At 34.3% G+C, this 11,942-nt stretch carries 10 protein-coding genes; all 10 read right to left on the bottom strand.

What is annotated here, in order from left to right; genetic code table 11:
- On the bottom strand, positions 1-770 hold a 770-nt coding region (locus J6V67_RS06775; RefSeq protein WP_291860603.1), incomplete at its 3' end, for a DarT ssDNA thymidine ADP-ribosyltransferase family protein.
- Between the two features lie 428 nt (positions 771-1,198).
- Entirely contained in the window at positions 1,199-1,603 is a 405-nt protein-coding gene (locus J6V67_RS06770; RefSeq protein WP_086224845.1) for an acyl-CoA thioesterase, read from the bottom strand.
- A 111-nt stretch (positions 1,604-1,714) separates the two neighbouring features.
- A complete protein-coding gene (locus tag J6V67_RS06765) occupies positions 1,715-3,304 on the bottom strand; it encodes a methyl-accepting chemotaxis protein (protein WP_291860597.1) in 1,590 nt (529 codons plus the stop codon).
- 119 nt (positions 3,305-3,423) lie between these two features.
- Entirely contained in the window at positions 3,424-4,956 is a 1,533-nt protein-coding gene (gene purH, locus J6V67_RS06760; protein WP_291860594.1) for a bifunctional phosphoribosylaminoimidazolecarboxamide formyltransferase/IMP cyclohydrolase, read from the bottom strand.
- 9 nt (positions 4,957-4,965) lie between these two features.
- Positions 4,966-5,685 carry a DnaJ domain-containing protein gene (locus J6V67_RS06755; RefSeq protein ID WP_291860591.1) on the bottom strand — a complete coding sequence of 240 codons (720 nt, stop codon included), beginning with the start codon at positions 5,683-5,685 and terminating at the stop codon, positions 4,966-4,968.
- Between the two features lie 3 nt (positions 5,686-5,688).
- Positions 5,689-7,884, bottom strand: a complete 2,196-nt coding sequence (gene purL, locus J6V67_RS06750) for a phosphoribosylformylglycinamidine synthase subunit PurL (protein ID WP_291860588.1) — start codon at positions 7,882-7,884, stop codon at positions 5,689-5,691.
- Positions 7,885-7,901: 17 nt separating this feature from the next.
- On the bottom strand, positions 7,902-9,212 hold the full coding sequence (mnmE, locus tag J6V67_RS06745; RefSeq protein ID WP_291860585.1) for a tRNA uridine-5-carboxymethylaminomethyl(34) synthesis GTPase MnmE: 1,311 nt from the start codon (positions 9,210-9,212) through the stop codon (positions 7,902-7,904).
- Positions 9,209-10,114, bottom strand: a complete 906-nt coding sequence (locus J6V67_RS06740; protein WP_367205785.1) for a Jag N-terminal domain-containing protein — start codon at positions 10,112-10,114, stop codon at positions 9,209-9,211. Before J6V67_RS06740 ends, mnmE begins: the two co-directional genes overlap by 4 nt.
- Positions 10,110-11,681: a membrane protein insertase YidC gene (gene yidC, locus J6V67_RS06735; RefSeq protein ID WP_291860579.1), complete on the bottom strand. Its 1,572-nt coding sequence runs from the start codon at positions 11,679-11,681 to the stop codon at positions 10,110-10,112. The genes J6V67_RS06740 and yidC overlap by 5 nt, the downstream gene beginning before the upstream one ends.
- On the bottom strand, positions 11,675-11,942 hold a 268-nt coding region (gene yidD, locus J6V67_RS06730), incomplete at its 5' end, for a membrane protein insertion efficiency factor YidD (RefSeq protein WP_291860576.1). The genes yidC and yidD, both read right to left, overlap by 7 nt.

The following is an 11,942-nucleotide window of genomic DNA, read 5'->3' as shown; positions in this document are numbered from 1 at the left end:
GTTACATTAGATACATCCCAATTCTCAATACCACTAAAATCTTTACGCTCACTCTCATAAAATAACTCACTCATATCAGTTATAGCGCTAGTATCTATATCGCCTAAATATATATCTTCATCATCAATCAAGTCCATTAGCTCATCTTTGCTTTGTGGTGCATATAGCTTAATAGGAAAGAAATACTCCATATCCGCTACAGCTGTAATGTTGTAATCACTAGCAATACTCTTAGCTATAGAGCTATCTTGACAGATGATACCAGCTATCATATCAATTGGCAAATGCGTAGGCACAAGTGCCTCGGCCATCATTTTATCTCTTTTAGATTGCTTGATGGATTTATTGGCGTGGTTCCAGCCTTTTGACATCACCTCACTCCAGCTGATAAACTGCGTATTTAGCAAGTCGCTAAGCTCATTTGTACATTCATATTTAGCAGCAGTGGCACTAGCGTTAGTAAATATCACCCCATCAGCTAGTAGAGCAGTTTTGTGAATTTGTAGGATTATAACCTTGCTTCCGTAACTCTTTTGTGCTGAGTATAAAGCGGCGTTGCGTGGGTTGAAGTATAGGCTTACATATTCACTAATTGCCTTGCCATATATCGGCTCAGCGTGGGAGCGCTTTGGGTCAGTGGAGATAGCGCTAATGCCGTGGCTCATTATATCGCTTAAATTATCAAGATTGGCAATATAATAGATGTAGCCATTTTTGAGTGGGAGCTTTTCTAGGGTGCTAATTATGTTAGTTACTTGGAAAATTGCCATTTGTCTGCCTTTGGAATATAAATATAGTATTTTGATAGCTATATTATATCTTTATAAGTTTAAATTTAGCTGGTGAATTTAGCGGTGAATTTATTTTAAAGCAAATGAAAATTTTTACAGATATAGCAAAAACTAGTTTAGCTACAATCTAACACTCTACAAAAATAAGCTAGCTTTGCTCTTATTTTGTAGCACTGATAAATGGAATTGTTTATCTTTTGTGCTACTTGCATTACTATTTATCTACCAAAAAATATCTTTTTTCTTAAAATAAGTTAAATTTATAAAAACATACTTTTTACAAAATATCAATTCATTTAATCTAATTAATATAGTAGCAAATTTTACCTATTTGCAATAAAATGCAGAGTAAATAATAAATTTAAAGCTAAATTTGAGTAACTAAAATCTCAAATTTAGCCTATTGATCAAAATCCGTGCAATCTTTTTAAATCACTATCTATTGGTTTTTTATTACCTTTTTCATCTACGCTAACATAAGTTACTTCAGCAGTTGTTACTGGAACACACTCACAAAATCCTTGCGAATTTAATCTTTGAACTACTACTTTTACCACTGTTGTTATTGAAGTTTGACCTACTTGTGTTATTTTAGCATAACAACTAACAATATCACCAATAAATACTGGCTCTTTAAAAATTACCTCTTTCATTGAGATTGTTACAACCCTTATAGGTGCTAGCTCTCTAGCAGCTATAGCTCCGGCAAGATCAATTTGAGAAAGTATCCATCCTCCAAATATATTTCCAGCTGGATTAGTATCGCTTGGCATAGCGACGATTTTTATCCTTGGTTCGCCCATATTTTTCATTATCAAATCCTTAATATTTTTAAATTGAAATTGTAACTTTGAATTATTAATTATAATTAAATTTAAGTTAAAAAAAAGCTATAATTCTAGCCGCCACTTGGGCAGCTAGAATTAGGTTTTGAATTTATTTAGATCATCTTCTAATCTGGTAGATACATCTTTTAGACTAGTTGAGACATCTAAGAATTGATGTGCAATTTTAGCATTATTATCAAATGCTTCTACAGAGCTTTCAGACTGATCTAGTAGAGTCTTTATCTTTTTATTAATCTCTATAGCCATAGATGAGACCTCTTGAACTATCTGCATAGATTCGCTTGTAGCTTTTTGGGTTGATCTAGCTCTATCCATTAGCTCATTTGCACTTGTACTAATAAGTGCGATATTTTTAGCATTTTCATTAAGCGAAACACCTAACTCCCTAGTAGATTCTATCATATTTTGGGCATTAGAGTTTATGCCGCTTAAGGATTCGTTAGTCTTTTCAGCCAAGACTCTAACCTCTTCAGCAACCACTGCAAAACCTCTTCCCATCTCTCCAGCACGAGCTGCCTCTATAGCTGCATTTAAAGCGAGTAAATTTGTTTGATCAGCTATATCGCCTATGATGTCTAATACCTTTTTCATATCTTCGGTTTGACTTACTACGCTTACTGTTTTATGGGCTATTTCTTGTTCTTTAGCATTAGCCTCATTTAGACGAGTTACTACCTGATTAAGAGAAAGGATCATCTCTTCAAGCTCATCAAATGATTGTTTATTTGCTCCAGCGGCTTTAGTGGATTTATCTGTTGCCATCTCTAACTCATCAGATATACTCTTGCTTACTGCATATGAATCTGCTGCTTGAGCTTTGCCATCTTCTGTACTCTTAAGTAAAGTAGAAGCATTATCATTTAGCGTTATTGTCTGATTTTCTACACTTTTTGCACTATTTTGAGCTTTTTTGACTATGTCTTGAATTTTCTCTATAAATACATTAATATGCTGACAAGTCTGACCAATCTCATCGTTGCTCTTTACTGCAATTCTAGCACTTAAATCGCCATCGCCACTACTTAAATCCTTAGCACGGTTTAATAACTCCAACACTGGAGCAATAACAACCTTGCGAAGTACAACTAAAACTATAATAGCAGTCAAAATAAGTGAAATAGTAAAGATTAAAAAGAACATAACACTCTTATCTCGTAAATCTTTATCCATTGCATTTAATGAGTATGAAAGATCCATAACGCCTAAAACATCATTTTCTTTAGCTAATGTATGACAAGCTAGACACTCGCTCTTAGCCACTACTGGAGCTACTAGCCTTAATCGGTGATCATCGCTGGTTTTTATAGTTTCGGTATAGTTTTTAGGATTGAAAAATTGCTCTTTAATTACATCATCTTTAGGCGTTACTTTCTCTAGTCCAAAACCTTCAGAAACAGCATCTGAACGATAAATCTCAAGTGAAGCTACACCTTTGATCATGCTTGCATCATGAATCGATTTTTCGATTATGAGTGGATCGCCTGTATTCATCGCAGTCTGAACTGTTTGAAATATCGATGAACTTAGCATATTTAAGCTATCTTTAGTAATCTGTGTAGATGAGTTATTAAACTGAGCTATGATAATAAACTGCATAACTACAAAGCTAATAAATAACACAGCAATAATACTGAGAACTATTTTCTTACCTATGGTATTAATCATTTTGTCTCACCTTGAATAAAATATAATGAAATTATACATCTTTAACTCTTACTAGAAGTTTAATAAGATAATTTTCACCCAAAATAGGCAAATTTGGGTCAAATTTGACCCAAATTAAATTAATGCAAGAAGTGTCTAATGCCTGTAAAATACATACTCATTCCAGCTTTATTAGCTGCTTCTATTACATCTTCATCACGAATTGAACCACCTGGTTGAATCACATTTGCAACACCAACACTTGCTGCTATCTCTATACTATCAGCAAATGGGAAAAATGCTTCACTAGCTAATGCGCAACCTTTTAAATCTATACCCATATCATTAGCTTTAGCTACTGCAGCACGAGCCGCATCCACCCTACTAGTCATACCCATTCCAATAGCTAAAAGAGTGCTATCTTTGACATAAACCACACAATTTGATTTGGTTAAAGCTGCGATTTTCCACGCAATTTTAAGGTCGTTTATCTCATCTGGATTTGCTGCTTTTGTAGTAACTTGCTTAGCGTTATCTACCTCGCTATCGCTTAGATTGTCTTTTTCTTGGAATACAAATCCACCATCAATATGTTTAAAATCCCATTTATGACCAGATGTTACTAAAAATTTATTATTCTGCGTAAAGATTTTAGTACGTTTTTTATCACTATAAAGTTCTAAAACACCATCTTCTACATTAGCAGCGATTATAACCTCTATAAATATCTCTTTAGTTTTAAGAGCTAGTTCTTTTGTTAGCGTACCATTTATCGCTACTACTCCGCCAAAAGCACTAACTGGATCGCATTTAAGAGCCTTTATATAACTATCAAGCTCATTTTCTCCAATAGCAAAACCACACGGATTAGCATGTTTACAAATAGCAACTGCTGGGGCATCGCCAAAGGCTGAAGCAATAGCTACGGCTGAGTTTATATCTGTCATATTATTAAAACTTGCTTCTCCTTTTAATTGAGTGAAATTTAAGCTTAAAAAGCTATCAAATTCATAAGCAGCACCTTTTTGATGTGGATTTTCACCATATCTTGTATCAAATACTTTTGAACCGGTTATAAATCTTTTAGCACCAAATCCGCCATTAAATCTCTCATTCATATAGTTAGCTATCATAGAATCATATGCTGCAGTATGTTCATATGCTTTAATCATTAAATCACGTCTAAACTCATAACTAGCACTATCATTCCTAAGAGCACTAAGTACCTTATCGTAGTCATTCATATCAGTAACTATTAAGACATCTTTGAAATTTTTAGCCGCACTTCTTACCATAGTAGGGCCACCAATATCAATATTTTCAATAATCTCTTCAAAATCATCTGTACGGATTGTAGTCTCTTTAAATGGATATAAATTTACACATACTAAATCAATCCCTTTAATATCATGCTTGCTAGCTTGTTCTACATGATTAGCATCATCTCTTTTGTGTAAGATTCCTCCATAGATTTTTGGGTGAAGTGTCTTAATTCTACCTTCAAACATCTCAGGACTAGCAGTAAATTCGCTAACTTCTATAACCTTAATACCATTATCTTTTAGTGTTTTATATGTACCACCTGTACTTAAAATCTCAAAACCTAAAGCCTCAAGTCCTAAGGCAAACTCAACTATACCACTTTTATCGCTAACGCTAATTAATGCCCTCATATACACTCCTTATTTAAATTTGGCTTTTAATATCTCATATGCTTCATTTATTTGTTGCATTTTTTTGGTTGCTTGAGTGATTATCTCTTCACTTTTATCCATTGTAAAATCAGGATGATACTCTCTAGATAATCTACGATAACTAGCCTTAATCTCCTCAAAACTAGCATCTTTTGAAACCCCTAAAACTTCGTACGGATCGATATTAGTATTTTCTTTAGATAAATTTTTAAATTCAGCCTCAAAATGAGCAAAAAGATCCTCTACAATACTCTTATGCAAGCCAAATCCATCGCAAATCTCTTGTAGTATTGCCTTTTCACTACTATTAAATTCACCATCAATATAGGCTAAATTCATAAAAAATACTATACGATTTATCCAAATTTTTTGGCTAAACCTCATCTTTTGCTTATCCTCTTTAGCAATAGCATAAGCTGAGCTATGGCTATCTTTATGCCAGATATATAACTCTTTTAGATCGCCTCTAACATCAGCATCACCAAGCTTTAAACATATATCATCTAATAAAAGAGATATATAGCTAGCCTCATCTTTGCTTACTGCTCCATCGCTTTTAGCGACTTTTGCAGTAAGCATTATAAGATACTTAGCATCGTCATATTGAAGCTCTTGAATACTTTGTTTTTTATAGTTTGAACTAGCAAACCCACGACTAAGCAACCAAAATGCAACAACAAGCCCAATTAAGATTAAAAATATATTCACTTATCAATCTTCACTTTTAATAACAGTAGCAAATTCGCTAAAATAGCTATTTTGCAACTCTTTTAAGTCAATTTTAATATCATTAAAAATAAACTCATCACCACCACTTAAGCCAATTTTAATAAACTCAACTCCATATTTTTTAGCTAGCTCTTCAAATTTAATAGCATCTTTAACACCTACTACCGCCCTAGAAAAACTCTCATCAAATATAAAGCGACTATCATCAAATTTAATCTCTCCACTAAAACCAATAGAACTAACTGCTGCCATCTTAGCTAGAGTTATAGCAATACCGCCAACCCCTACGCTATTAGCAAAAGCTAAAACTCCATCTTTATTAGCCTCAATTACCAAATCCCAAAGCGCTCTTTCGGCCTTATAATCGATCTCTTTTAGCTCTCCAGCGCATAGGTTTGCTACTACTTTCATATATAGCGATCCAGCAAACTCGCCCGTAGTCTTACCAAGTAGATATACGCTCACATCAGTACCACTAAATTCACTACCCAAACTCTTACTAGCGTCATCACCTACGCCTACTATTACAATACTTGGAGTTGGCTGAATGCTAATACCATCAGTTTCATTATATAGACTCACATTACCACTAACTACTGGCGTATTAAGTGCTGCACAAGCCTCTTTAATCCCTTCACAACCATTAGCAAACTGCCACATTACTTCAGGATTTTGTGGATTACCATAGTTTAGACAATCTGTAATAGCTAGCGGAGTAGCACCACTCATAGCTACCTTTCTACCGCTTGCTGCTACTGCAGCTGCAGCACCAATTCTTGGATTTACATAATTGTATCTAGTATTGCACTCCATACCCATAGCAATTGATTTACCATTTTCTTTAATTCTCATCACAGCAGCGCCTAGTTTGCCAGCTTTTTTAATTACATTTGTACCTACCGTTGAATCGTATTGATCATAAATTAGGCTTTTATTTGCCACATTTAAATCTTTGATTAATAATTCAAATGCCTCTTGATTGCTGATATTTGGTATATTATTTAGATTAATTTTTGCAATTTCATCAAGATATTTTGGTCTGCTAGTTGGGCGATCTAGCATAGGAGCAGCCTCACTAAGTGGAGCTATAGGTATACTGCCTGCTAATTCATTATGCCAGTATAATTCCATCACACCAGTATCAGTCACTTCTCCAATAATCTCAGCATCTAAATCCCATTTAGCAAAAATTTCTTTTATCTTATCTTCGCACCCTTTTTTAGCACAAATTAGCATTCTTTCTTGTGATTCGCTAAGCATTAACTCATATGGAGTCATTCCACTCTCACGCATAGGAACTTTATCTAGATACATTTTCATACCGCTGCCACTTCTACCTGCCATCTCAAAGCTACTTGAAGTAAGACCAGCTGCACCCATATCTTGAATTCCTACAATATAATCGCACTTAAATAATTCTAAACACGCCTCCATAAGAAGCTTTTCAGCAAATGGATCGCCTACTTGTACAGTTGGGCGTAGGGATTTATTTTCTTCATTAAAGCTATCGCTTGACATCACAGCACCGCCTAAGCCATCTCTACCAGTCTTTGATCCAACATACATTACTGGATTTCCTACACCTTCGGCTTTTGCATAAAATATCTCATCACTTTTGCAAATTCCAAGACCAAAAGCATTAACTAAAATATTACCATTAAAACTCTCATCAAATGTAGTTTCACCGCCTACAGTTGGTACCCCCATACAATTGCCATAATGGCTAATACCAGATACTACACCTTTTACTAAGTAACGCTGATGGCGATTAGTCTTCTCATCTCCACGAACCTGTCCAAATCTTAAAGAGTTCATACTAGCCTCAACTCTAGCGCCCATTGTAAAAATATCTCTAAAAATACCACCAACACCTGTAGCAGCGCCAGCAAATGGCTCAATAAAGCTTGGATGATTATGACTTTCCATCTTAAATACAGCAGCCATACCATCGCCACAATCAATTACACCAGCATTTTCGCCTGGACCTTGAAGCACCCACGGTGCCTTAGTAGGAAACCCATTTAAATATTTTTTAGATGATTTATAGCTGCAATGCTCACTCCACATCGCAGAAAATACGCCAAGCTCAAGTAAATTTGGCTCACGACCCAAAATCTCTAATATCTTCTTATACTCATCATCGCTAATTTTATGCGCTTGTATTGTTTCTTTATCCATATATTCCCCTTTTAAATTTATTTTCCTAGACAAAAACTACTAAACATTTTATCTAAAATTTCCGAATTTTGAAGTGGTTTTGTAATACTTCCTATCTCTTTTATAGCTCTATTTATCTCATACGCAAATAGCTCCAACACTGATTCATCTAAAAGCTCAGCTGCTCTATCAATTGCATTTTTGGCATCCTGGCATGCTTTTATTTGACGATTTGAGCTTAGCATTATCTCATTTGTATCTTGTGAATTTAAATAACTCTCAAGTGCGGATTTTAAAGCCGTACATTCATCTTTTGCGCTAATTAAAATACCATCAATCTTAAGATCAAATTTAAACTCCAAATCAGATTTATTTAATACAAAAATTACTTTTTTATTTAAAGAATTAATAAAATCTAAAATAGCTATATCTTCGCTATTACTAGCTCTTGAGCTATCAAATACACATATGATTATATCAGCACTATTAGCAGCTCTTTTAGAATACTCTATCCCTATATTTTCTATATCATGATCACTATGTCTAATACCAGCAGTATCGATAATGCGCACTAAATGAGTGCCTACTTTTATCTGCTCTTCAATAGTATCACGAGTAGTACCAGGAGTATCGCTAATTATGGCACGCTCGTAATTTAAAAGTGAATTTAAAATCGAGCTTTTACCTACATTTGGACAACCAATAATGGCTACTTTATAACCATCAATTAGCCCCTTTTTTGAATTTGAAATTGAGATTATATGATCTAGTTTTGCTGAGGCTTCTTTTAGTTTTAGTTTAATTTGCTCCATTATATCAGTTGGCAAATCATCATCAGCATAGTCAATGCAAGTCTCAGTATAAGCTAGAGTTGATATTAGTTCATCACGCAAAGTATCACAAAATAAACCAAGCTCTCCACTCATAACTCTAGCTAAAATTTTAGCCGCACCTTCACTTCTAGCGTTTATCAATCCTTGAATGCTCTCAGCCTTAGCTAGATCTATCTTGCCATTTAGCAATGCACGCTTACTAAATTCACCAGGATCAGCAACTCTAGCCCCATAAGCTAAGATTTCATCTATGATCAAATTTGCTACAACTACTCCACCATGAGTTTGAAACTCTACAACATCCTCGCCAGTAAAACTAAATGGAGCTTTAAAATATATTACAATAGCCTCATCTAGGATATTACCAGCTTTATCTTTTAACTCTTTTAGATGTGCAACTCTAGGGGTTAATCTGCCACAAATTTTATTAGCAATGCTCAAAGCATCTTTACCGCTAAGTCTAATAATCGAAATTGCTCCCACTCCATACGGAGTCGCAAGTGCTACTATATTCATTTTTTATGAAAGTCATTTATAACGATAAATTTGCCTTCATCGCTATTTTTAATTCCGACATATTTATCTGGGAATCTATCTCTAAGCTGTTCTAAGGCGATCTTAACAAGAACACCATCAAGTGGCTTAGTTTGAGCCTTTCCAATTAGCTCTACTCTTTCGATTACACCGCTTAAATATGTTGCCATACTACTCTCTTGATTTTTTAAAAATTCAGCTATCTCTAGACGAATTCCCTTATTATATCTAGCATTTATCCAATTAAATAATAAATATGAAATCGCCTTATATCTATAGCCCTCCTTACCTATCATTAGCGCTGCATCAGCTCCATCAAGTTTGATATATATAGTATCAGCATCATAAATTGAGAGTTCACTTACTTCAATATCAAATGAACTTGCTATAAATAATTTATCAAGTCCTGCTCTAATTTCTAATAAAATATCATCTTGAGAAGGTTTGTTTTCATCTATTTTATGAAATGAATCAAATATAGAGTGGTCGATATTTAATGCTGGTTTTTTGGCTATTTGTTCTTTAGCCGATCTTACTTCGGTCCTATTTTCAGTTTTTAGCTCAGATTGGAGTTTTAGTTCTGATTGAGATTTTAGCTCAGACTTATCTTCACTTTTATTGCTGGTTTCAGCCTTTAATGGTTTTGGAGTATGATGTTTTAGCTCTTTTATCTCTCTTTCACTGCGCTCTGGTTTTGATTTTTTAGCCTTTTTTTCAGCTTCTTTTTTAACTATAACTTCAAAAAGTCCATCTTTTTGAAAAAAACCAAAAAAGCCCTTTCTAGATGGCTTAATCGGAGTAATTTCTAAATTTATAGTAGAGCATCCAAGCTGGCTGGCTGCTTTTATATAAGCAGCCTCTAAATCCTTAGCTTCTATCCTAATGCTCATGACGTTTCTCCGCTATCTCTTTAGCTTTATGGCGTTCAAAAATTTTATTTACTACCATTTGTTGCGCTATAGAACACAGATTGTTGATGAACCAATAAAGCGTTAAACCAGCTGGGAATGTAATAAAGAAAAATGTAAATATCAACGGTAGAAATTTCATAATCTTCTCTTGCATTGGATCGGTAAAATTTGTTGGAGTAATGTGTTGCTGAATATACATTGTAATACCCATAAGTATAGGTAAAATAAAATATGGATCCAGCTCTGCAAGGTCATTAATCCATAATATCCATTCAGCTCCTTTTAACTCAATAGCATTTAATAAAACCCTATAAATTGCAAAGAAAATTGGAATTTGAATTAAAATTGGCAAACATCCGCCCATTGGGTTTGCTCCATGCTTTCTATATAGCTCCATTACATGGGCGTTGATTTTTTGAGGATCTCCCTTATATTTAGTTTGGATCTCTTTCATTCTTGGGGCTAACTCTTTTAGCTTATTCATTGATACCATTCCCTTATATGTTAACGGGAATAAAACTATACGAATAATAATAGTGAGCGCAACAATAGCAAAACCCCAGTTACCTATAAACGAGTATAGCCAATCAAGTAATAAAAATGCAGGTTTAGCAATAAATGTAAACCAACCATATTCAATAGCATCAACCAAACTTGGCTCAATAGCCTTTAAGGTTTTATAATCTTTTGGCCCAATGTAGCCTTTAGCGCTAAAATTTCCAATATTTCTAGCAAAGCTTAAGGTATTCTCGTCCGCATCATTTTGGATAAAGACCTCCATTGATCTTTTATTATCATAAAATAGAGTTGTATAATATCTATCACTATTTGCTAAAAGATCAACACTTCTAAATATTTCATTTCCCTTAGCATCGCCATCTTCTATAATCTCTAAACTATCATCTTCTTTGCGTAATAATACCCCATGAACTGTATACCCATCAACAGCTACAATCGGACGAAATCCTGCTGTGATGAAATACTCGTGATTTGAGTTTACCTTAACATCAATATCATATGATCCATCTGGGTAAAAAGTTAAATTTTTCACTACGCTAAATGAATCTAAATTTTGTGTAAGAGTAATATTGGCTGGGGACTTAGTAGCATCAATTTTATCACTACTTACAGTATAAGCAACCTTAAAGGCTTTTTCATTTATGGCTGTGTCTGAGAAACGAATCTCAAGCGGAAGTGGCGAGCTAGGTTTTAAAAGTGAAATTTGTTCACCATTTTCATTTTTAAATTTAGAATCTTTTAATGTAAAGTTGCTAATTCTTCCAAGCTCATCAATTGTAGCGCTATAAGTTGCACCTTCAATTGTGGCGATATTTTTACTAATTTGTTTTGGCGCAATAGCTGCTTTATCTGTAGTAGAGTTGGCTAAATTAGTAGCTGGTGCGCTTTGATTTTGTTCTACTGTTTTATTTGCATCAATTAACGGCTTTGGGGCAAACAACGCATCATAAGCTATAAAAAATAAGACAGATATAACTGTGGCTATTATCAGCCTTTTTTGGGTTGAGAGTTTATCTAACACTTCTTTTCCTTTGATAAGTCAAATGCTTTTATTAAATAAAATTTATCTTTTTTATGCCGAATAAGCCAAAATTTTGGCTCTACATAACTCTGCTTTAAAAATAGATAAGAGGGCGTAAATTTTCGCTTAATAATAGGATAATCTATGCCACCTCTAAAGAGTTGATTGCTTCGCAGAATTCGAAGGCTAATGGCAAAAATAGAGGCGACTATCCCGCTGTGGCTAAGCTGCCAAAGAGCATACTCAGAACAACTAGGATAG

It is taken from the genome of Campylobacter sp. (assembly GCF_017646085.1).
Classification (GTDB): Bacteria; Campylobacterota; Campylobacteria; order Campylobacterales; family Campylobacteraceae; genus Campylobacter.
This window is presented reverse-complemented; position numbering and strand designations above follow the sequence as displayed.

What these genes read in the sequence shown, in the direction of transcription:
- J6V67_RS06770 (WP_086224845.1), bottom strand. Translation starts at nt 1,603, where the DNA reads ATGAAAAATATGGGCGAACCAAGGATAAAAATCGTCGCTATGCCAAGC.
- J6V67_RS06765 (WP_291860597.1), bottom strand. Translation starts at nt 3,304, where the DNA reads ATGATTAATACCATAGGTAAGAAAATAGTTCTCAGTATTATTGCTGTG.
- purH (WP_291860594.1), bottom strand. Translation starts at nt 4,956, where the DNA reads ATGAGGGCATTAATTAGCGTTAGCGATAAAAGTGGTATAGTTGAGTTT.
- purL (WP_291860588.1), bottom strand. Translation starts at nt 7,884, where the DNA reads ATGGATAAAGAAACAATACAAGCGCATAAAATTAGCGATGATGAGTAT.
- mnmE (WP_291860585.1), bottom strand. Translation starts at nt 9,212, where the DNA reads ATGAATATAGTAGCACTTGCGACTCCGTATGGAGTGGGAGCAATTTCG.